18 protein-coding genes and 1 riboswitch are annotated in these 20681 nt (G+C 66.7%); of the genes, 7 read left to right on the top strand and 11 right to left on the bottom strand.

Annotated features, from left to right (window positions below; genetic code table 11):
* Positions 1-27: 27 nt before the first annotated feature.
* A complete protein-coding gene (gene thiC / locus ACSX1D_RS01870; protein WP_439860737.1) occupies positions 28-1917 on the bottom strand; it encodes a phosphomethylpyrimidine synthase ThiC in 1890 nt (629 codons plus the stop codon).
* Between the two features lie 98 nt (positions 1918-2015).
* A riboswitch (TPP riboswitch) is annotated at positions 2016-2122 on the bottom strand.
* A 219-nt stretch (positions 2123-2341) separates the two neighbouring features.
* Here thiC and ACSX1D_RS01865 point away from each other — a divergent pair.
* Positions 2342-3781 (top strand): TolC family outer membrane protein, encoded by a 1440-nt coding sequence (locus ACSX1D_RS01865; RefSeq protein WP_439860736.1) that lies wholly within the window; start codon positions 2342-2344, stop codon positions 3779-3781.
* A gap of 79 nt (positions 3782-3860) precedes the next feature.
* On the opposite strand, the gene waaA is transcribed toward ACSX1D_RS01865, so the two are convergent.
* Positions 3861-5144, bottom strand: a complete 1284-nt coding sequence (waaA, locus tag ACSX1D_RS01860) for a lipid IV(A) 3-deoxy-D-manno-octulosonic acid transferase (protein ID WP_439860735.1) — start codon at positions 5142-5144, stop codon at positions 3861-3863.
* Positions 5145-5177: 33 nt separating this feature from the next.
* The gene (locus ACSX1D_RS01855; RefSeq protein WP_439860734.1) at positions 5178-6062 is read right to left on the bottom strand and encodes a LysR family transcriptional regulator; all 885 of its coding nucleotides are present in this window, start codon (positions 6060-6062) and stop codon (positions 5178-5180) included.
* Between the two features lie 86 nt (positions 6063-6148).
* Between ACSX1D_RS01855 and ACSX1D_RS01850 the strand changes: the two genes are divergently transcribed.
* From ACSX1D_RS01850 to ACSX1D_RS01835, 4 genes are all read left to right on the top strand, one after another.
* Positions 6149-6481, top strand: coding sequence for a DMT family transporter (locus ACSX1D_RS01850; protein WP_208708116.1), 333 nt, complete (start codon positions 6149-6151; stop codon positions 6479-6481).
* Between the two features lie 64 nt (positions 6482-6545).
* Positions 6546-7718, top strand: coding sequence for an NAD(P)/FAD-dependent oxidoreductase (locus ACSX1D_RS01845; RefSeq protein ID WP_439860733.1), 1173 nt, complete (start codon positions 6546-6548; stop codon positions 7716-7718).
* Positions 7715-8527, top strand: coding sequence for an aldo/keto reductase (locus ACSX1D_RS01840; protein WP_439862249.1), 813 nt, complete (start codon positions 7715-7717; stop codon positions 8525-8527). The genes ACSX1D_RS01845 and ACSX1D_RS01840 overlap by 4 nt, the downstream gene beginning before the upstream one ends.
* A 41-nt stretch (positions 8528-8568) precedes the next feature.
* Positions 8569-9495: a metal ABC transporter ATPase gene (locus tag ACSX1D_RS01835; protein WP_439860732.1), complete on the top strand. Its 927-nt coding sequence runs from the start codon at positions 8569-8571 to the stop codon at positions 9493-9495.
* 17 nt (positions 9496-9512) lie between these two features.
* Here ACSX1D_RS01835 and hldE read toward each other — a convergent pair whose 3' ends face one another.
* The 4 genes from hldE to msbA form a co-directional block, all read right to left on the bottom strand.
* On the bottom strand, positions 9513-10934 hold the full coding sequence (gene hldE, locus ACSX1D_RS01830; protein ID WP_439860731.1) for a bifunctional D-glycero-beta-D-manno-heptose-7-phosphate kinase/D-glycero-beta-D-manno-heptose 1-phosphate adenylyltransferase HldE: 1422 nt from the start codon (positions 10932-10934) through the stop codon (positions 9513-9515).
* Positions 10935-11026: 92 nt separating this feature from the next.
* Complete coding sequence (locus ACSX1D_RS01825) at positions 11027-12421, bottom strand: PIG-L deacetylase family protein (protein WP_439860730.1); 1395 nt, start codon at positions 12419-12421, stop codon at positions 11027-11029.
* A gap of 2 nt (positions 12422-12423) precedes the next feature.
* Complete coding sequence (locus tag ACSX1D_RS01820) at positions 12424-13320, bottom strand: GNAT family N-acetyltransferase (RefSeq protein WP_439860729.1); 897 nt, start codon at positions 13318-13320, stop codon at positions 12424-12426.
* Complete coding sequence (gene msbA, locus ACSX1D_RS01815; RefSeq protein WP_439860728.1) at positions 13320-15137, bottom strand: lipid A export permease/ATP-binding protein MsbA; 1818 nt, start codon at positions 15135-15137, stop codon at positions 13320-13322. The genes ACSX1D_RS01820 and msbA overlap by 1 nt, the downstream gene beginning before the upstream one ends.
* Before the next feature lie 186 nt (positions 15138-15323).
* On the opposite strand from msbA, the gene ACSX1D_RS01810 reads away from it, so the two are divergent.
* Both ACSX1D_RS01810 and ACSX1D_RS01805 read left to right on the top strand, forming a co-directional pair.
* A complete protein-coding gene (locus tag ACSX1D_RS01810; protein WP_439860727.1) occupies positions 15324-16469 on the top strand; it encodes an O-antigen ligase family protein in 1146 nt (381 codons plus the stop codon).
* On the top strand, positions 16469-17107 hold the full coding sequence (locus ACSX1D_RS01805; protein ID WP_439860726.1) for a lipopolysaccharide kinase InaA family protein: 639 nt from the start codon (positions 16469-16471) through the stop codon (positions 17105-17107). Before ACSX1D_RS01810 ends, ACSX1D_RS01805 begins: the two co-directional genes overlap by 1 nt.
* Here the strand turns inward: ACSX1D_RS01805 and ACSX1D_RS01800 are convergent, their stop codons facing one another.
* The 4 genes from ACSX1D_RS01800 to ACSX1D_RS01785 are packed head-to-tail and all read right to left on the bottom strand — an operon-like array spanning position 17108 to position 20678.
* Positions 17108-17761, bottom strand: a complete 654-nt coding sequence (locus tag ACSX1D_RS01800; RefSeq protein ID WP_439860725.1) for a CatB-related O-acetyltransferase — start codon at positions 17759-17761, stop codon at positions 17108-17110.
* A gap of 6 nt (positions 17762-17767) precedes the next feature.
* Positions 17768-18652, bottom strand: coding sequence for a glycosyltransferase (locus ACSX1D_RS01795; RefSeq protein WP_439860724.1), 885 nt, complete (start codon positions 18650-18652; stop codon positions 17768-17770).
* On the bottom strand, positions 18649-19800 hold the full coding sequence (locus tag ACSX1D_RS01790) for a glycosyltransferase (protein ID WP_439860723.1): 1152 nt from the start codon (positions 19798-19800) through the stop codon (positions 18649-18651). Before ACSX1D_RS01790 ends, ACSX1D_RS01795 begins: the two co-directional genes overlap by 4 nt.
* Entirely contained in the window at positions 19797-20678 is an 882-nt protein-coding gene (locus tag ACSX1D_RS01785; RefSeq protein ID WP_439860722.1) for a DUF6625 family protein, read from the bottom strand. The genes ACSX1D_RS01790 and ACSX1D_RS01785 overlap by 4 nt, the downstream gene beginning before the upstream one ends.
* Positions 20679-20681: the final 3 nt, after the last annotated feature.

The raw sequence follows: 20681 nt of genomic DNA, 5'->3' as shown, positions 1-20681 counted from the left end.
CAATGCGTCGGTGGCTGCATCCCTCCATCACACCTTGTGATAGAGCTGCGCGCCTTGTGCCTTGAACTCCTCGGCCTTGGCCTGCATGCCCTGCTCGACCTCCTGATCCAGCTCCAGGGCGGCGATGCGTTGCTCTTCAGCATAGACCCGCACCTCCTGGGTGATCTTCATCGAGCAGAACTTCGGCCCGCACATGGAGCAGAAGTGCGCCACCTTGGCCGAGTCCTTGGGCAGGGTCTCGTCGTGGTAGCTGCGCGCCGTGTCCGGGTCCAGGCCCAGGTTGAACTGGTCTTCCCAGCGGAACTCGAAGCGCGCCTTGCTCAAGGCATTATCGCGAATCTGCGCTCCCGGATGGCCTTTGGCAAGATCCGCGGCATGGGCGGCGATCTTGTAGGTGATGATGCCGGTCTTCACGTCATCCTTGTTCGGCAGCCCCAGGTGCTCCTTGGGGGTAACGTAGCAGAGCATGGCGCAACCGAACCAGCCGATCATCGCCGCGCCGATGCCCGAGGTGATGTGGTCGTAGCCCGGGGCGATGTCGGTGGTCAGCGGGCCGAGGGTGTAGAACGGCGCCTCGTCGCAGCATTCCAGCTGCTTGTCCATGTTCTCCTTGATCAGCTGCATCGGCACGTGGCCGGGGCCTTCGATCATCACCTGCACGTCGTGCTTCCAGGCGATCTTGGTCAGCTCGCCGAGGGTTTCCAGCTCACCGAACTGCGCTTCGTCGTTGGCGTCGGCAATCGAACCCGGACGCAGGCCGTCGCCCAGCGAGAAGCTGACGTCGTAGGCCTTCATGATCTCGCAGATTTCCTCGAAGTGGGTGTAGAGGAAATTCTCCTTGTGGTGCGCCAGGCACCACTTGGCCATGATCGAGCCGCCACGCGAGACGATGCCGGTGACCCGTTTGGCGGTCATCGGCACGTAGCGCAGCAGCACCCCGGCGTGGATGGTGAAGTAGTCCACGCCCTGCTCGGCCTGCTCGATCAGGGTGTCGCGGAACAGCTCCCAGGTCAGGTCCTCGGCCACGCCGCCGACCTTCTCCAGGGCCTGGTAGATCGGCACCGTGCCGATCGGTACCGGCGAGTTGCGGATGATCCACTCGCGGGTCTCGTGGATGTGCTTGCCGGTGGACAGGTCCATCACCGTGTCCGAACCCCAGCGGATGCCCCAGGTCAGCTTGGCCACTTCTTCCTCGATCGAGGAGCCCAGCGCCGAGTTGCCGATGTTGCCGTTGATCTTCACCAGGAAGTTGCGGCCGATGATCATCGGCTCCAGTTCCACGTGGTTGATGTTGGCCGGGATGATGGCGCGTCCGCGGGCGATCTCCTCGCGGACGAACTCCGGGGTGATCTCCTTCGGGATGCTGGCGCCGAAACTGTGGCCGGCGTGCTGCTGCTCCAGCAGGCCGGCGGCGCGGGCCTCCTGAAGCTTCATGTTCTCGCGGATGGCGACGTATTCCATCTCCGGGGTGATGATGCCCTGGCGCGCGTAGTGCATCTGGCTGACGTTCTTGCCGGGCTTGGCGCGGCGCGGATTGCGCACGTGGGCGAAGCGCATGGCGGTCAGCTCGGGGTTGGCCAGACGCTCCTGGCCGAAGTTGGAGCTCAGGCCGTCGAGCAACTCGGTGTCGCCGCGGTCTTCGATCCAGGCGCTGCGCACATCGGCCAGACCCTGGCGCACATCGATGCTGACGTTCGGGTCGGTGTAGGGGCCGGACGTGTCATAGACCAGCACCGGCGCGTTGATCTCGCCGCCGAAGTCAGTGGGGGTGACGTCCAGGCTGATCTCGCGCATCGGTACGCGGATGTCGGGACGCGAACCCTGCACATAGATCTTCTGCGAGCGAGGGAAGGGCTGGATCGACTGCTGGTCAACCTGGGCGGACTCGCTCAGGTTCTTCTTTTCTTGTGCGCTCATCGGCTGGTGCTCTCCTGGATGAATGTCGGAGCGAACCTGGGATGGGCGAGGTGTGCGGGGAGCACCAGTGACGGCGCCGAGAGGACTCGCCGAGGGATGGGCGAGGACATCTTGTTCCCTACGCAGGCCTTAACCTGATCAGGTTCAACGGGATCCGGCAGCTGCCAATCTCAGCCCCGCATATGGGGCACCCCGACAAGAACCCGCCCAGTCTAATCAACCGCCGGCGATAAAACCAACCGGCGAGTCAAAAACGCCTGACCCATACGTCGGATAATGACGCCAAGGACGGGCGCCGCCGATTGTTGCAAGCAGGCAACATAGCTTGTCGCAAACTACACTCTCGGCGCCCTCGGCACGGCTTGACCCCTCCCGGCGGACCCGCTTAGCCTTGCCGATTACCGCCAAATCTAGGATTCCCCGAATGCTGCGCAGACTCTCCCTGGCGCTTGCCGTGGCCGCCGCCTCCGCCGGATTGGCCTGGGCCGAACAGGCTCCGCTGTCCACCAAGACCGACCTGATCACCGTCTATCAGGAAGCCGCCAGCAACAACGCCGACCTGGCGGCGGCGCGCGCCGACTACCAGGCCCGCCGCGAAGTGGTGCCCCAGGCCCGCGCCGGTCTGCTGCCGAACCTGTCGGCGGGCGCCAACCTGAGCAACACCCGCACCGAGGTCGACTCGCCGGCCAGCACCAGCACGCGCAGCGGCACGGTGTACCAGGCCAACCTCAGCCAGCCGCTGTTCCGCGCCGACCGCTGGTTCCAGCTGCAGGCCGCCGAGGCCAGCAGCGAACAGGCGGCCCTGGAGCTGTCCGCCACCGAGCAGAGCCTGATCCTGCAGAGCGCCGAGACCTACTTCGCGGTGCTGCGCGCCCAGGACGCCCTGGCCTCGACCCGGGCCGAGGAAGCCGCCTTCAAGCGCCAGCTCGACCAGGCCAACGAGCGCTTCGACGTCGGCCTGTCGGACAAGACCGACGTGCTCGAGGCCCAGGCCGGCTTCGACACCGCGCGGGCCAACCGGATCATCGCCGAGCGCCAGGTGGAAGACGCCTTCCAGGCCCTGATCACCCTGACCAATCGCGAACACGGCGCCCTCGAGGGCATCGACCACAGCCTGCCGATCCTGGCGCCGACGCCCAACGACGCCAAGGCCTGGGTCGACACCGCCGCCGCACAGAACCTCAACCTGCTGGCCAGCAATTACGCGGTCAGCGCCGCCGAGGAAACCCTGCGCCAGCGCAAGTCCGGCCATGCGCCGAGCCTGGATGCGGTCGCCAGCTACCAGAAGGGCGACAACGACGGCCTCGGCTTCAGCAACAGCGGCGCCAGCGCCGCGCGCTTCAGCGGCGACGTCGAGCAGCGCTCGATCGGCCTGCAGCTGAACATCCCGCTGTACAGCGGCGGCCTGACCAGCTCCCAGGTGCGCGAGGCCTACCAGCGCCTGAGCCAGAGCGAGCAGCTGCGCGAGAGCCTGCGCCGTCAGGTGGTGCAGAACACCCGCAACCTGCACCGAGCGGTGAACACCGACGTGGAGACCGTGCAGGCGCGCAAGCAGTCGATCATCTCCAACCAGAGCGCCGTGGAAGCCACCGAGATCGGCTACCAGGTCGGTACGCGCAACATCGTCGACGTGCTCAACGCCCAGCGTCAGCTGTACAGCTCGGTGCGCACCTACAACGACGCACGCTACGACTACATCCTCAACAACCTGCGCCTCAAGCAGGCCGCCGGCACCCTCAGCCCGGCCGATCTGGAGGCCCTGGGCAGCTTCCTCAAGCCGGACTACGACCCGGACCAGGACTTCCTCCCGCCGGACCTGGCCAAGGCCGCCGAAGCGCAGCTGCAAGGCAACCCGGACTACTGAAAAACGAACATGAGAAAGCCGGCCCAGGAGGCCGGCTTTTTCATGGCTGTTCGATCAGGCCGCAGAGCCGGCGCGGCGACTAATCGAGCAGGCGCCCCACGCCGGCGAGCAGGCGCTGCAGCGCGCCCTGGTTGGCCCTCATCACCGCCAGGCCGGCCTCACGCATGCGCTGTGCCTGCTGCGGCTGCTGCCACAGCTCGGCCACCCTGGCGGCGAGCTGCGGCGCATCGACCACCTCCCCCAACGCCCCGGCCTCGCGCAGTTGCGCGGCGATCTCGAGAAAGTTGAACAGGTGCGGACCGCTGAGCACCGGCTTGCCCAGCGCCGCCGGCTCCAGCAGGTTGTGCCCGCCGTTGGCCACCAGGCTGCCCCCGACGAAGGCGCAGTCGGCCAGGGCATAGAGAAACAGCAGCTCCCCCATGGTGTCGCCGAGCAGCACCTGGTCGGCGTCGCTCACCGCCTCGCCGGTGGAGCGACGACGGGTGGCGAACCCCTGCCGCCGGCACAACTCGAACACGCCGGAGAAGCGTTCCGGATGACGCGGCACCAGGATCAGCAGTACGTCCGGGTGCTGGGCCAGCAGCTGACGGTGGGCGGCGAGGATGATCTCGTCCTCGCCGGCGTGGGTGCTGGCGGCGATCCACAGCGGTCGCCGCTCGGCGCCCCATTGCGCCCGCAGTTCGGCGGCGCGATCGAGCAGGGCCGGGTCGACGTGCAGGTCGTACTTGATCGAGCCGGTCACCTCGACGCATGCGTCGCGGGCGCCCAACACGCGAAAGCGCTCGGCCTCGGCGGCCGTCTGCGCGGCGATCAGGCTCAGTTCGGCGAGCATCGGTGCAGTCAATTTGGCGAAGCGCCCGTAACCGCGTGCCGAGCGCTCGGACAGGCGCGCATTGGCCAGGACCACGGGAATGCCGCGGCGGGCGCACTGGTGGATGTGGTTGGGCCACAACTCGGTTTCCATGATCAATGCCAGACGCGGGCGCAGTCGCTCGAGAAAACGCGCGGCCGCCCAGGGCAGGTCATAGGGCAGGTAGCAGTGCTGCACGCGCCCGGCGTACTCCGGCGCGGCGAACAGCGCGCGGATGCGCTCCGAGCCGGTCGGGGTCATGCAGGTGACGGTGATCGGCAACTGTGGGTAGCGCGCCAGCAGCTCGCGGATCAGCGGGGCGGCGGCGATGCTCTCGCCCACCGAGACCGCATGCACCCAGATGCCGCCGGGCGCGAGCGCCGGCAGGCCGAAGGCGAAGCGTTCGCCGATGCGTCTGGTGTAGGCCGGCGCCCGCCAGGCGCGGTAGGCCAGGCGCAGGGCGACCAGGGGCAGGCCGACATGGAACAGCAGGGTATAGAGGGTCCGATTCATGGGCGCGCAGCTTAGCAGAGCCGCGCCCGCCGATCAGCCAATGGCCTGTAGGTGCTCGGCCAGGCAGTCGGCCAGCCACAAGGCCGCCGGTCCCAGGGCCTCGTCGCGCCGGCAGACCAGTTCCACCACCAGGGGCGGCGGCGTCCAGTCGCTGCGCAATTCCACCAGCTGCCCCAGGTAGGTCGGGTACTGCGCCACATGGCGCGGCAACCAGGCCCAGCCGAGGTTGCGCATCAGCAGTTCGGCCATGACGTAGAAACTGTCGGCGCGCCAGACCTGGGGACTGATCTGCTCGCCGCCGGGGTAGCGGCTGTCCTGGGGCGCCATCAGCAACTGCCGATGCCGGGCCAGTTCGCGGCGGTCGACATAACCGTGCGCAGCCAGCGGGTGGCCGGCGCCGCACACCGTGACCATGCCGATGGCGCCGAGGCGCTGGCGCTCCAGGGCCTCGGGCATCTGTTCGTGGTGGAACAGCAGGCCCAGGTCGGCGCGGCGCTCCAGCAGCTTGCGCGCGACATCTCCCTGGGCGGCGCTGGCGACCTGTACCTCCAGGTGCGGAAACTGCCGGGCCAGCGCCTCCAGACTGTTGAGCACCGGCGGATAGGGCATCGCCTCGTCCTGGGCCAGGCGCAGCCGCGCCTCCTCGCCGCGGGCCAGGCCGAGGGCCCGGCCGTCCAGGCGCTCGCACTGGCGCAGCACTTCGCGCGCCTCCTCGAGCAGGCTGGCGCCGGCTTCCGTCAGCTGCGGCTGGCGGCCGCTGCTGCGCGCGAACAACTGCACGCCGAGGTCTGCCTCCAACTGGGCAATCGCCGTGCTGACGGCCGACTGCGCGCGATTCATCTGCCGCGCCACGGCGGAGAATGAGCGGCCCTCGGCAACGCTGATGAACAGGCGAATCTGCTCGAGATTCCACTGCATAACCCATCTCCATCTCAGATAGGTAATAAGTTTATCCCATCAGAAATCTCCCTAGAATGGCCACAGCACCCACAGGAGTTCCATCAATGACCGGCTATCTCTACCTCGCCATCGCCATTTCCGCGGAAGTCGTCGCCACCGCCTCGATGAAGGCCCTGGACGGTTTCAACCGCCCCCTGCCGCTGCTGCTGGTGGTGGGCGGCTACGTGCTGTCGTTCTGGATGCTCAGCCTGGTGGTCAAGACCATCCCGGTCGGCGTCGCCTACGCGGTGTGGGCCGGGCTGGGCATCGTGCTGGTGAGCGTCGCCGCCGCCGTGCTCTACCAGCAGCGCCTGGACCTGCCGGCCCTGCTCGGCATGGGCCTGATCGTCGCCGGCGTGGTGGTGATCCAGTTGTTCTCGCAAAGCGTCGGCCACTGAGCGAGGCAGCCACCACGACCTCGCGGGTTATACTGCGCGCCTGTTTTCCTATCGAGGCGCGCCCATGTCCCAAGCTCTGAGCACTGACGTCCTGATCGTCGGCGGCGGTATCGCCGGCCTCTGGCTGAATGCGCGCCTGCGCCGCCAGGGCTTCGCCACCGTGCTGGTGGAAAACGCCAGCCTCGGCGGCGGGCAGAGCGTCAAGTCCCAGGGCATCATCCACGGCGGCGCCAAGTACGCCCTGCATGGCGCGCTGAGCGGCGCCTCGGAAGCCATCGCCGACATGCCACGACGCTGGCGCGAGGCGCTGGCCGGCAGCGGCGAGCTGGACCTGTCCGGCGTGCGTCTGCTGTCCGAGGCCCACTACCTGTGGTCACCCGGCAGCCTGGCCGGCAACCTGACCAGTTTTTTCGCCAGCAAGGCGGTGCGCGGCCGGGTCGACCAGGTCAAGGGCGAACAGCTGCCGCCGGCGCTGCAACACCCCAGGTTCAAGGGCAAGGTCTACCGCCTGGCCGAACTGGTGCTCGACGTGCCCAGCCTGATCGCCCGCCTCGCCGAACTGGCCGGTGACGGACTGCTGGCGGCCGAACGTATCGAACCGCTGCGCGAGCAGGACGAGCTGGTCGGCCTGCGCGTCGACAGCCGCGAGATTCGCGCGCAACGCATCGTCCTCAGCGCCGGCCGCGGCAACGCCGAGCTGCTCGCCGCACTCGGCCTGCAGCAACCGGCCCAGCAGCTGCGCCCGTTGCACATGGTGCTGGTCAAGGGCCCGGCCCTGAAGCCGCTGTACGCCCACTGCCTGGGCGGCGGCCCCAAACCGCGGGTGACCGTCACCAGCCACCCCGCGGCCGACGGCCAGTGGGTCTGGTACCTGGGCGGCGACCTGGCCGAGGCCGATGGCGTGGCCCGCGAACCGACGGCCCAGGTCAGGGCGGCGCAGAAGGAGCTGGGCGAGCTGCTGCCCTGGGTCGATTTCGGCAGCGCGCAATGGGCCACCCTGCGGGTCGAGCGCGCCGAACCGGCGCAATCCGGCCTGGTGCGCCCCGACAACGCCTTTCTCGCCGAACAGGGCCGCCTGCTGGTCGGCTGGCCGACTAAACTTGCCCTGGCCCCGGACTTCGCCGACCGCGTCCTACAGACGCTGGCGCGCGACGGCATCCGGCCCGCCGGCCATCCGCCGCTGCCCGAGCTGCCGCGCCCGGCCATCGCCCATCCCGCCTGGGAGGAACTGTTCTGATGCACACCCTGCACAACCTCCATCGCCCGCTCGGCGCGACCGGGCTGCTGGTCTCCCCGTTGGGCCTGGGCACCGTCAAACTGGGCCGCGACCAGGGGGTGAAGTACCCCAGCGGCTTCCGCATCCCGGATGACGCGGCGGCGCGCGCGCTGCTGGCCCAGGCCCATGAGCTGGGCATCAACCTGATCGACACGGCCCCCGCCTACGGCACCAGCGAGGCGCGCCTCGGCCCGCTGCTGCGCGGCCAGCGCGAGCGGTGGGTGATCGTCAGCAAGGTCGGCGAGGAGTTCGAGAACGGCCAGTCGCGCTTCGACTTTTCCCCGGCCCACGCGCGCCTCTCCGTGGAGCGCAGCCTCAAGCGCCTGGAGACCGATGTCATCGACCTGCTGCTGGTGCACTCGGACGGCAACGATGTGACCATCCTGCAGGACAGCGGCCTCTACGAGACCCTCGCCGAGCTCAAGCGCGAAGGCAAGATCCGCGCCTTCGGCTTGTCCGGCAAGACCGTCGCCGGCGGCCTGCTGGCCCTCGAGCAAGGTGACTGCGCGATGGTCACCTACAATCTCAACGAGCAGGGCGAGGTGCCGGTGCTGGACTACGCCGAGCTGCACGGCAAAGGCATCCTGGTGAAGAAGGCCCTGGCCAGCGGCCATGCCTGCCTGCAACCGGGCGAAGACCCGCTGCGCGCCAGCTTCGAGCTGATCTTCGGCCACCCCGCGGTGAGCAGTGCGATCATCGGCACCATCAACCCGCAGCACCTGGCCGACAACGTGGCGACAGCCGCGGCGGTGATCCAGGACATCGCCTGAGCCCGCGCTCGCGGCCAGGCCACCCCGCGAAAGGAGCCGAGATGGCGCGCGCGCTGATCCGCAAGAATCCCAGCGTCTTCAAGACCCTGCCGCTGTTCGTCGAGGCGGGCGCGGACCGCCTGAGCTACCAGGGCATCGGCCAGCCATTGAATTTCAGCCAGGTGCTGGCGCGACGCCAGGCGATCGCCATCGGCGACAGCCAGCACTTCGCCGTGGAACTGGCCAACCTCGGGGTCTCGGTACGCCTGACCCTGAGCTGGCAGGGCCGCGAATACTGGCTGCTGGTGCGCCAGCGGCGCCTGGATCGCGGCGACGTGGTGCTCAAGCTGATCTCTGGCTACGTCCCCACCCATGAACTGAACCTGCCGCTGCACACGGCGATCCAGGAGGTCGCCGAGGAGTGCCTGGTGGAGACCCCGGAAGGCTGGCTGTACGGCCGCTTCGGCGACACCTGGCTGCCGGCGCCCTACCAGGGCGCGCTGCATTACCGCGAGGCCGCGCACTTTCGCCTGAGTCCGCTGTCCGGCGCGGCGCGGCCGGTGCAGTGCGGCAACCTGACCCTGCTGGAGCGCCCGCGCGCCTACGTGCACCTGCCGACGGCCTCGCTTCAGCTGGTCTACGACCTGTGCCTGGAGCTGCCGAAGGAGGCCAGGCAGCCCAGCCTGTTCCACGTCGACGAGCACCTGGAGGACGACCAGCTGGTCGCCCGCCTCGACCGCTCGCGCCCCGACCTGTACCTGATCCCGCTACAGGGCGGCAAGCCGACCGCCGAACTGCTGACCCTGGAAAACGGCCTGCTGACCCCGGCCAGCACGCGCGGCCTGTGGCTGGCGGAAAGTTTCGCGCCCCAGGACGGCTGGCTGGTGCGCGACGAACGCATTCGCTGGAAGGATTGGCTGAGCCTGCACGGGCTGAAACCGTCCAGCCCCGGCGGCGCGACGGGCGCAGCGACGCCGCTGAGGGGCTGATCGGATCGCCGCGGCGACTACTTGCTGCGGATCTTCTCGACGATGGCGGTGGTCGAGCTGTTCTCCACCAGGCCGAGCACCCGCACTTCACCGCCATAGGCCGTGACGATCTCGGCACCGACCACCTGGTCGATGCCGTAGTCACCACCCTTGACCAGCACGTCCGGCCGCACCTGCTCGAGCAGGCGCTCGGGGGTGTCCTCGGCGAAGCTCACCACCCAGTCCACCGCGCCGAGTCCGGCGAGCACGGCCATGCGCCGGTCCACCGAGTTGATCGGCCGGCCTGGCCCCTTCAGGCGGCTGACCGAGGCGTCGTCGTTGACCGCCAGGACCAGGCGGTCGCCCTGGGCACGGGCCTGTTCCAGGTAGGTCACGTGACCGGCGTGGAGGATGTCGAAACAACCGTTGGTGAAGACGATCTTCTCGCCATGGGCGCGGGCGTCCTCGATGGCCAGCAGCAGCTGGTCCAGGCTCAGCACGCCGCGCTCGGAGCCCTGCTCGCGCTGCACCGCGCGGCGCAACTCGGGGGCGCTGATCGCCGCGGTGCCGAGCTTGCCGACCACGATACCGGCGGCTAGGTTGGCCAGGGCCACCGCCTGCGGCAACTCCTCGCCGGCGGCCAGGCTGGCGGCCAGGGTGGAGATAACCGTGTCGCCGGCACCGGTGACATCGAACACCTCGCGGGCACGGGCCGGCAGGTGCAGCGGTGCATGTTCAGGGCGCAGCAGGGTCATGCCGTGCTCGCCGCGGGTCACCAGCAGCGCGCCGAGGTCCAGCTCGCGCATCAGCGCCGCGCCCTTGGCCACCAGCTCGGCCTCGTCGGCGCAGCGACCGACTATGGTCTCGAACTCGCTGAGGTTGGGGGTGATCAGGCTGGCGCCGCGGTAGATGGAGAAGTCCTTGCCCTTGGGGTCGGCCAGCACCGGGATGCCGCGGGCGCGCGCGGCCTGCACCAGCACCTGGTGATTCTTCAGCGCGCCCTTGCCGTAGTCGGACAGCACCAGCACCTTGACCCCCTCGAGCAGCCCCTCGACTTCCCGGGCGATGGCGCCCGCATCGGTGCTGAAGGCCTCCTCGAAGTCCATGCGCAGCAGCTGCTGGTGACGGCTCAGCACCCGCAGCTTGACGATGGTCGGCTGGTCGGCGATGCGCTGGAAGCGGGTCTTGACCCCCACCGCCTGCAGGCTGTTACTCAGGCTGTCGGCGGCCTCGTCGGCGCCGGTGACCCCGACCAGCACGGCCGGAGCCCCCAGCGCGGCGATGTTCAGCGCGACGTTGGCGGCGCCACCGGGGCGGTCCTCGATCTGCTCGACCTTGACCACCGGCACCGGCGCCTCCGGGGAGATCCGCGAGGTGCCGCCATGCCAGTAGCGGTCGAGCATGACATCGCCCACCACCAGAACGGGGGCTTGGTCGAAACGGGGCATGGACAACTTCATGGGGACTCCGGGGCGGCAAAATCGCCGCAGATCATAGCATGTCGGGAATATCGGCCGATGCCGGCCAGGCGCGCGCCAGGTGCGGTGCCCTCCTATAGAGGACGCACCCAGAACAGCTCGTGGCGGCGCACCGCCTTGCGGAAAAACTCGTCCTCGCCACTGGCCGGCCAGCGGCGCCCGGCCAGCAGGCGCTGGATCAGCCGGCGCAGGCGTTTCTTGGTCGGCAGCGGCCCTTGCAGGTCGTGCTGCATGGCCAGGGCCATGGCCTTGTCCACCTGCACCTCGGCGCTCAGGCCCGGGCTCCACAGGCCATCGGCCGGCAAGGGCTCGATGGCCGGCGGCAGGGCGATGCCCTGGCCGGCAGGGCCCATGGGCCAGCGATCGTTGTCGTGCAGGTGGTTGGCGTAGAGCAGCAGGGTCGCGGGCTTCCAGCTGCTGCGCTGGATTGCCTCCTGCAGGGCGCGGGTCGCGGCGACATGGTCGCTGTGCGGGTCCAGCTCCGGATGCGGGGTGACCAGCACCTCGGGACGGAAATGCTCCAGCAGCGCCGCCAGGTCCGCCACCAGGTTGTGCCAGCTGGGCACACCATCGGCATCCCCGGGCAATTGCAGCGGGTTGTGGCGACGGGCGCTGCGGATGTCGTTTTCCCCGGATTCGCGGGAGCCGAAGGCCTGGGAGGGCTGCTCGGCCATGGCTGGCAGCTGCAGGCAGTAGTAGCCGAGCTGCACGCAACGCTCCGGGGTGACGCCGCCCCACAGCGGCACCGCCAGGCTGTCCCAGCTGCGCAGGCGGCCCTTGAGGCGCGCCGCCGCGGCCTGGTCCAGCCCCAGGCGCCGGTAGGCATCGGCCTCGATCTCGCCCTGGGTCAGGGTGACGATGCTCGCCTCGGCGGCGCGGCTGTACAGGCCGAATGCGGCCAGCTCGGCATCGTCGGCGTGGGGGGCGATGACCATCAGCCGCTGGCGGGCGTAGTCCGGATTACTCAGGGCATAAAGCGTGGCACTGGCGCCCAGGCGACAGAAGCGCCCACGGATCGGCAGGCCGCCGGCGGCCAGCACCTCGCCCTGGCCGGACAGGTTGAGGTAGCGCCGCCCACTGACGCCACGCTCGAAATCCTGGCGATCCTCGCCGACCAGCACATGGGGGTCGAGCCAGCGCCCCAGCCAGCCGGCCCGGAGTTCCAGTTGCAGGATCAGGGTGTCGGCGCCGGCGAAGTCTCCCTCCACCTCGAGCACCCCATCGGCCACGCGCCCCGGCAGCTGCCGCGTACCCGGCGGGAAATCGTAGCGGTAGTCATCGGCTGGCGAGTAGAACAGGTGATCGGCGAACCAGGCCTCGTGGCCGATCCAACCCAGCACCAGCAGCAGCGGCACCAGCCACCAGGCCAGCAGCACGCCGAACAGCGCCAGCAACAGCAGGGACACCAGCACGGCGATGCGCTTGTGGCGACGGTGACGCTTGAGGAGCTGCTGCTTGCGACCGGCCATGCTCACACCTGATAGACCGGCACGCGATTGCACCAGCGGTCCTTGTATTCGCGGTCGGCGCGACCGAAGGAGTAGCGCAGCGGCTTGCCCAGGGCGCGGGCCTCGGTCCAGGCGGTCTGGGTATTGACGAAGCTGAGCACGCTGCCGGGGCTGAAGTCGCGGTTCTGCGGGTCGACCCCGCCGTTGATGTACTCCAGGCTGACCCACTGCGGGGCCTCGACCCGGTAGAGCACCTGGATGGCCACCGGTTCGTCGTTGAGGTAGATCAGTGAACCGGTCATGAACTCGCGCATCAGCGCGAAGACCTCTGCCAGGTGCGCCTTGCCGGTGGCCTCGAAGCCCCAGCGGCGCTGGAACAGATCGGCGTAGATCGCCGCCTGCTCGGCGGCGCTGAGCTCCAGCATCGGCCGGATCACCCCGCCCGCCTCTTCCAGCAGACGCTGCTCGCGGCGCTGGTTGTAGCGGAACTTCTTGCTGTACTGCTCCGGCTCACGCGCCAGGGCCAGGCCCTCGGCCTGCTCGCGCAGCGAAGTGATGCGCTCGCCGTGCAGATCGGAGACGTAGCGCGCCTTGTGCCGCAACTGCACCCGTGCATCAGGGGCCAGCGGCAGGATGATCTCGGCATTGCCCAGGTCGAACAGCCCACGCCGCCCTCGCTGTTTCAGCACGTCCTTGGACAACGCCAGATGGCGGCCCCAGGTCGCCACAGCCGCCTTCAATTCGCCCTGCTGCGGCCAGCCCAGATAGCGCACCGCAATGCCGGCCAGGTCGGCCAGGCGCTCGATCACCAGCGGATGGGTGGCCACGCTGCCACCGAAGCGCTGCCAGAGCCCGGCATAGGTGGCGGCCTCGATCGGGGTCCAGCCCTGCTCGCGCCAGAGGCGCAGATGACTCAGCATCAAACGTCCTGCTCCACCACGGTCTCGCCACCGACCTCGAACTGCTTTGCATGCAGGCGCGCGTAATAACCGTTCTGCTCCAGCAACTCGCGGTGGGTGCCGCGCTCGACGATGCGCCCCTGGTCCATCACCAGGATCAGGTCGGCCTTCTCGATGGTGCTCAGGCGATGGGCGATGACCAGGGTGGTGCGGCCCTTCATCACCTCGTCCAGGGCGGCCTGGATATGCCGCTCGGACTCGGTGTCCAGCGCCGAGGTGGCTTCGTCGAGCACCAGCAGCGGCGAGTCCTTGAGCAACGCCCGGGCGATCGCCAGACGCTGGCGCTGACCGCCGGACAGCAGCACGCCGTTCTCGCCCACCAGGGTGTCGTAGCCCTCGGGCATGGCGCTGATGAACTCGTCGGCATAGGCCGCCTCGGCCGCCTGGCGAATCTGCTCCAGCGGCGCGCCAGCGACGTCGCCATAGGCGATGTTGTTGGCCACGCTGTCGTTGAACAGGGTGACGTGCTGGGTGACCAGGGCGATGTGCCGGCGCAGGTTGCGCAGGGTGTACTCCTCGACATCCACGCCATCGAGCAGGATCTGCCCCTGATCGTGGTGGTAGAAGCGCGGAATCAGGCTGGCCAGGGTCGACTTGCCGCTGCCGGAACGCCCGACCAGGGCGACCATCTGCCCCGGCTCGACGCTGAAGGAGATGTCGTTCAGCACCGGCTTCTCCGCCCCCGGGTAGACGAAGCTCAGGTCACGCACCTCGAGGCGACCACTGACGCGCTCGCGCTCCTGGGTGCCGTGATCGACCTCCGGCGCCTCGTCCAGTTGCTCGAAGATGCTTTCCGCGCCGGCCACGCCTTTCTGGATGGTCGAGCTCACTTCCGACAGCTGGCGGATCGGCTTGGGCAACAGACCGGCCAGGGTGATGTAGGCCACAAGGTCCCCCGCCGAGGCATCGCCGCGCATGAACAGCACCAGGAACATCAGCACCGCCATGGCGCTGTAGATCACCAGCTGCAGCATGGGCGTATACACCGCGCCAGTCTTGGTCATGCGCAGCTGCTTTTCCGTGTTGCTCAGGCTGGAGTTGAGGAAGCGCTCCTGCTCGTAGGTCTCGCCGCCGAAGCTGCGCACCACCCGGTAGCCCTGGATGGTCTCGGAGGCGACATGGGTGACATCGCCCATGGCCACCTGGATCTTCTTGCTCTGCTTGCGAAATTTCTTGCTCGCGCTGGACACCATCACGCCGATCAGCGGCAGGATGGCGACCATTACCAGGGTCAGCTTCCAGTTCATCCACAGCAGGGTGGCGAACAGGAAGATCACCGTCATGCCTTCGCGGATGACCACCTTGATCGCGTCGGTTGCCGCCCCGGTGACCATGGTCACGTTAAAGGTGATGCGCGAGATCAGATGTCCCGAGTTGTGGTTGTCGAAGTAGCGGTTGGGCAGCACCAGCAGGTTGTTGAACAGGGCCACCCGCAGGTCGTGCACCAGGCCCAGGGAAACCTTGGCGAGAAAGTAGTTGCCCAGATAGGACCCAATGCCCTGCCACAGCGCGATCAGCACGATCAGCAGCGGCACCGCCTCGACCAGTTGCAAGTCCTGCAGGTAAGGCACATTGGGAAACAGGCTGGCGTCGGGATTGGACAGGCCATCGACGAAGTACTTGAGCACATAGCCGAACATCGGCTGGGTGGAGGCGAAAATCAGGAAACCGAGGATACTCAGCATGAACAGCCCGACATAAGGGCGGACATACGAGAGCAAGCGCAGATAGATCTTCAGACTCGATGCGGAGTCCTGGCTTGCAGCTTTTTCGCTCATCGGGCGGGGCCTTGCTTCGAATAAAGGCGAGATATTATCACAGCCCCAAAGCCTGTGATTCAGTCGGCAAGTGCCCCAATTCGCAAGAAATTCGCCGCCTGATCCAGTAGAATCGCCGCCTCGTAGCCCGCTCGGAAACAGAGGCAGATGTCTTCAGGCGAACACCATTGGTCCCAACGCACTTTCATGTTCATCTGCAACTGGCTTCTGCCGGTGGGGCTGCTGAGCCTGCTGATTGGCCTGCCACTGCTGCCCGACCGCAGCGTCTATCACAAGCTGTTCTACGCACTGATTGCGGCACCGACCCTGGTGGCTTTGTGCGTCAGGCCTAGGGAGCTGGGGCAATTGCTGCGAGAGCCCATAATCGGTGTGTTCCTCGCCTACGCGGCCTGGGCCCTACTGAGCATCGCCTGGTCCGATACCGACGCCTCTATTGGCAGCCTGCTCAAACGCCCGCTTTATATCCTCATGCTGCTGGCGGGCTGTTGCATGCTCGCCCAGCAGAGCCAACAGCGCTTCGCCCGCAGCATACTCATCGCCGCCGTGGTGATCCTGCCCATCAGCCTCTACTCCCTTGGTGACTTCGTCACCGACTGGGGGCCAGGCGCAAGACTGGTTGGAACAGGAGCCTTGGACAATCCGCTGCTGAGCTCCCATCTGTTCGGCTTTTTCTGCACTCTGTGGCTAGGTCTTGCCATGAGCCTGCCGCGTCAGCAGGGCTGGCTCGCGGTGCTTCCAGTGCTGGTACTGGCGGCGATGCTCTTGGCCACTGGCTCGCGCACGCCCATCCTGGCGGCCACGCTGGCTGGTGCCTGGCTGGTCCTGGCCTACTGGAACAAGCGTTCTATCGCGCTGACCCTGTTCGGCCTTGTGGCCCTACTGGCATTGCTGCTGCTTTATCCCGAGGCCCTGCTCAGCCGAGGCACCTCCTACCGACTCGAGCTCTGGCAGGATGCATTCGGCAAAATCAGCCAGCGTCCCTGGCTGGGATTCGGCCTCGATGCATCTCTGGAGATTCAGCTTCCCGGACTTTCCGTGCCACTCAGCGAGCCCCACGGCTTCGCCATCAGCGTGCTCTATTACACCGGAATAGTCGGGTTGTGCCTGTGGCTCGCCATGCACCTGGCGGCGCTGCGGCAATGCTGGGTAAACAGGGGCAACTACCTGTTCATTGTTGCTGGGGCTCTCATGGTCTATGGCATAGGCGGCGGACTGACCGAAGGTGGCGGTATCCTGGCCAGGCCCAAGGAACACTGGTTCCTGACCTGGATACCGCTGGCGCTGATCGCCGCCCTCAGTTTCACGCAACGAACCTCTGAGGCGCGGACCTGATGCAGCGACTGTCGCAGCGCGAGCTCGAAGGGCTCTCAGCAAACGCCACGGTGCTGGAAAGTGACGGGCTGGGCCCAAAGGTCCTGAAGCTGGCTGACGGCAGCTTTCTCAAGCTCTTTCGCAAGCGCCCGCGTCTCTCCAGCGAGACCCTGCGCCCCTATGCCAGGCGCTTCGCCGATAATGCCAGCACCCTGAAGCACCTCGGCTTCATCAGCCCGGAGATCATTCGGGTCTATGCCCTGCCCGGCCCGGTCAATGCGACGGCCGTGCACTATCGACCGCTGCCCGGCGAAACCCTGCGCCAGACGCTCGGCGAGGGCTCAACCGAGCAACGCCGCGCGCTGGTCAAGCAGTTCGGCGAACTGCTGGCGAAGCTGCACGAAACCGGGGTCTATTTCCGCTCGGTGCACCTGGGCAACGTGCTGGTGCTGCCCGACGGCCAACTCGGCTTGATCGACCTGGCGGACATGCGCATCGGTCGTTTCGCCCTCAGCCTGGGCAAGCGACGGCGTAACCTGAAACACATGCGCCGCTATGCCGAGGACAGTCACTGGCTGTTCGAGGAACACCGCGGCGCATTGCGCGACGGATACGCCAGACTGGCCGCCAAGAAGGCGCAGCAACTCTTCCCCGACTGACTAGGCTCTTCCTGGCTGCCGGCCGGGCGCCGCCCCCGCCTCTCGCTGCCGGGCGTATTCGAGGAACTCATCGAGCCGATCGCTGCACAGCAGCCCGGCCACACCGCGCACCTCCTGCTCCGGCCACTCCCACCAAGCGCTTGCCAGCAGGGCGGCACGGGTATCCTCGGGGAAGCGCCAGCGGATGTGCCTGGCCGGATTACCGGCGACCACCGAATAGGGCGCCACATCCCGACTCACCACCGCCCCCGCCGCGACCACCGCGCCGTGCCCCACCGTGACCCCCGAAAGGATGATCGAGTGGGTACAGAGCCAGACATCGCTGCCAATGACGACATCCCCACGACTGACCGCATAATCCGGGATATGCGCAGCTTCGGCGATCATCGCCGGAAACGGATAGGTGCTGACCCAGTCGGCCCGATGATGCCCCCCGAGGAAGATCTCCACCTGCTCGGCTATGGAGCAGTAGCTGCCAATCCTCAGGGTCGCGCCCTCCTGCCAGTCATGCACGATGGGCAGGCCGTAGCTGCCCACCCCCATCTGGTACTGCGGATAGCGGCGCAAGAACTTGGCCTGCCCCTGGTGCAGCTTAGGCAAGGCGCGGATCCGCTTCTTGGCACGCTTCTCCCGGTAACGAGCCCAGAAACCCACGGCGAATCAGCTCTTTTCCAGGGGCGAGAAGTACAGGCGCATCAGGCCGCGCCAGGTCTTCTTCGACCAGTTCTTGAAGGGAATCTGCGCTAGCAGCTCACGGGCCAGGGCACGATCGCGGTTCGAGCACTTGAGGAACATCGAGCTGAGAAAGCGCGTGCGCACGAACTCATACTGTGGATGATCGCTGAACAGCGCGTAGGTGCGCAGGATGCTGTCGATCATGAAACGGTGGTTCTTGTAGGAGTTGCTGGCATGCTTGCGATAGCGCGCCAGGACCTCGCCCAGGCAGTCGATGTAGTAACCGGCATGGGTGATCTTCAGTTCGATCAGCAGGTCTTCCAGACGTATCTCCGGATCGAAGCCACCGACCTTCTCCAATGCCTCCTTGCGAAACATCAGGGTCGGTGCCGGTGGATAGGGCTTGCGCTCCATGAACACGTCGTCGAAATCCAGGCGGCGAAAGGGCACATCGCGGCGCTGGCGCTTCTCGGGAAAGAGCTCGCCCTGGGCATCGATCAACTCGATATTGCCCGCACAGATGCCGACCTCCGGCTTGCCCTCCATGTAGGAGACCTGCTTAGCCAGGCGCTCCTCGAGCATGATGTCGTCGGAGCCGAACGGCACGATCAGGCTGCCCTTGGCGCGCTTGATCGCCGCGTTGAGCGTATGGGTCAGGCCCTGATTCTGCTGCACCTGGAAATCGAAGTCGTGCTCGGCCTGCAGGCGGCGGATGCGCTCGACGCTGTCATCCTTGGAGCCATCGTCGATGACCAGCAGCTCGACATTCGGATAGGTCTGGCGCAGCACGCTCTGGATGCAGGCCTCGATATAGGGCGCATGGTTGTAGGAGGCAATGATGACCGTAACCAACGGCTGATTTTCACTCATGATGCTGGTCTCACCTGATTCAGCGACTCGTCGATGAGACGCAAGTACTGCTGACGGAAGGAATCGATATCGTGATGGGACTGCAGATACTGATAAGCCTGCTCGCCCTTGGCCTGCAACTGCTCATCATCCAGTGCCAGATAATTGTCCAGCGCCGCGCTCAGACTGTCGACATCGGCGGGCGGCACAGCCAGGCCACCAGCCCCTTCGATCAGCGGCAACATGGCTGGCACGTTCGAGGCAATGACCGGCAGATGCCCGCTCATGCCCTCTAGCAGGGCCAAGCCCAAGCCTTCGGCCAGCGACGGCATGGTCCAGAGGTCGAAGGCGCGCACGTATTGCAAGGCGTTCTCACGGAAACCCAGGAGATGGACGCGCCCCTCGAGCCCGAGCTTGTCGGCCTCGGCCTTGAGCCGCGCCTCCTCGCGGCCCTTGCCGATGATGGCGAGCTGCACCTGGGGGTACTTGTCCTTGATTCGCGCGAAGGCACGCAACAGGTAGATGTGCCCCTTGACGGGCACCAGTCGGCCCAAGGCGCCAACCAGCCTGGCATCGGGGTCGAGCCCCAGCTGGCGCCGCGCCTCTTCGCGAGGCAGCTGCAAGGCTTCGGCCTGCTCGATATCGATGGCATTGGTGATCGCCACCGTGTTTTCGGCCGTGAAGCCGCAATTGCAATCCAGTAGGTATTGCTTCACCGCAGGCGAAACCCCGACGAAGCGCCAGGCCGCACTGATCAAACCGCGGGCCTGGCGCCGCCGGTAGAATCGATCGTATTCGCCAAAGCCATGGGAAATGCCGATGCACAGCGGCACCTTCAGCCAGCGATTCAGCTGCAGCAGCATGTTGACCGGCTTGAAGCGGTTGCAGATCACCACATCGAAGCGCTCTTGCTTGCAGAAGCGATAGAGCTGCCACATGGCGCGCAGGCGCAAACCCTTGAGCTGCTTGTCGGAGAATTTGAAGTACACCGAGCGATCGGCCCGACTCACCGGCTCCCCAGGTGCCGGTTCGCCGCGCAGGAACGCGGCTACCACTTCATAACGCGCCTTGGGCAATGCCTTGACGATCTGCTCGGCCAGGTCGGCGAAGTCATGGGCCTTGACGTTGTAGTCCGGCTGCAACTGCAGCACCTTGATTCGACCGCTCATTGCGTCCCCTGCTGAAATCCCTCGGCACTGATTTGCCATTGCGGCTCGCGCGCCAGGTGCTCGAGAACCTCGGCAGAGGGCTGCTCGAGCTTCGGCCAGGCGTCGCGCTTCCACACCACGAAATGGAAGTAGGGAAACTCCCGCCCCGTGTCCAGATCGTTGCTCAGGCGGCCTTCACGCCAGAACCAGCGGGTGGGGAATACGAAGCTGCCGTCGATCCAGGGAATACAGCCGCTTGGGGTGCTGAAGGCCTCGACGAATTCGCTGCGGCGGCGCCAGGGATTGAACAGCCCGACCAGCTTGAACAGCGGCCGAGGGAAGTTCTTGCGCCAGAGAAATATCCGGCTGAACGCCCCCTCGTCCAAGGCATGATGCTGCTGATCGCAAAAGCGCGCCTGCCAGTTCGGCATGCGCATGAAGGCCTCGCGCATCCGCTGCGTATTGCGCACCAGGCACAGATGGCCGGACACGCGCCGCTCGTGGGTGGAGAACAGGTCGCGACGCGCCAGACGTTCGGCAGTGAAGTAGTCACGCAGCCTGCCGAACACCAGATCGATATCGCCGAACGCCCAGAAGTCGTAGCCCGCCAGGCGGTCGGCATGAATAAAGCCCAGAGCCGGTTTGATGTCGCAAAGCTTGTAGGCGTTTTCCGGCGCAAACGGAATGTTCAGGCGGCGCGCGACCAGGGCGCAGTAGTCGGCATAACTGATGCTCTCGATTCGCACGTTCTCCGGCAGGTCCGCCGGAACCCCGCAATCGCTGAACAGCAGCCAATCGACATCGGGATTGCGCCGGCAGCTTTCCAGAAAGAACGGCATCCAGAACGGCCAGCGCCCGAAATACGGGATGACAAAACAGATACTCGGCTGAGTGGTCATGGC

Origin of the sequence: Pseudomonas sp. MBLB4136 (assembly GCF_051904765.1) — a bacterium.
In the GTDB taxonomy this organism is placed as follows: Bacteria; Pseudomonadota; Gammaproteobacteria; order Pseudomonadales; family Pseudomonadaceae; genus Aquipseudomonas.
The sequence above is the reverse complement of the archived record's forward strand: the minus strand, read 5'-3'. Positions and strand labels throughout refer to the sequence as shown.

Coding starts and splice junctions, on each gene's coding strand:
- thiC (WP_439860737.1), bottom strand. CDS start 1,917: ATGAGCGCACAAGAAAAGAAGAACCTGAGCGAGTCCGCCCAGGTTGAC.
- ACSX1D_RS01865 (WP_439860736.1), top strand. CDS start 2,342: ATGCTGCGCAGACTCTCCCTGGCGCTTGCCGTGGCCGCCGCCTCCGCC.
- waaA (WP_439860735.1), bottom strand. CDS start 5,144: ATGAATCGGACCCTCTATACCCTGCTGTTCCATGTCGGCCTGCCCCTG.
- ACSX1D_RS01855 (WP_439860734.1), bottom strand. CDS start 6,062: ATGCAGTGGAATCTCGAGCAGATTCGCCTGTTCATCAGCGTTGCCGAG.
- ACSX1D_RS01850 (WP_208708116.1), top strand. CDS start 6,149: ATGACCGGCTATCTCTACCTCGCCATCGCCATTTCCGCGGAAGTCGTC.
- ACSX1D_RS01845 (WP_439860733.1), top strand. CDS start 6,546: ATGTCCCAAGCTCTGAGCACTGACGTCCTGATCGTCGGCGGCGGTATC.
- ACSX1D_RS01835 (WP_439860732.1), top strand. CDS start 8,569: ATGGCGCGCGCGCTGATCCGCAAGAATCCCAGCGTCTTCAAGACCCTG.
- hldE (WP_439860731.1), bottom strand. CDS start 10,934: ATGAAGTTGTCCATGCCCCGTTTCGACCAAGCCCCCGTTCTGGTGGTG.
- ACSX1D_RS01825 (WP_439860730.1), bottom strand. CDS start 12,421: ATGGCCGGTCGCAAGCAGCAGCTCCTCAAGCGTCACCGTCGCCACAAG.
- ACSX1D_RS01820 (WP_439860729.1), bottom strand. CDS start 13,320: ATGCTGAGTCATCTGCGCCTCTGGCGCGAGCAGGGCTGGACCCCGATC.
- msbA (WP_439860728.1), bottom strand. CDS start 15,137: ATGAGCGAAAAAGCTGCAAGCCAGGACTCCGCATCGAGTCTGAAGATC.
- ACSX1D_RS01810 (WP_439860727.1), top strand. CDS start 15,324: ATGTTCATCTGCAACTGGCTTCTGCCGGTGGGGCTGCTGAGCCTGCTG.
- ACSX1D_RS01805 (WP_439860726.1), top strand. CDS start 16,469: ATGCAGCGACTGTCGCAGCGCGAGCTCGAAGGGCTCTCAGCAAACGCC.
- ACSX1D_RS01795 (WP_439860724.1), bottom strand. CDS start 18,652: ATGAGTGAAAATCAGCCGTTGGTTACGGTCATCATTGCCTCCTACAAC.
- ACSX1D_RS01790 (WP_439860723.1), bottom strand. CDS start 19,800: ATGAGCGGTCGAATCAAGGTGCTGCAGTTGCAGCCGGACTACAACGTC.
- ACSX1D_RS01785 (WP_439860722.1), bottom strand. CDS start 20,678: ATGACCACTCAGCCGAGTATCTGTTTTGTCATCCCGTATTTCGGGCGC.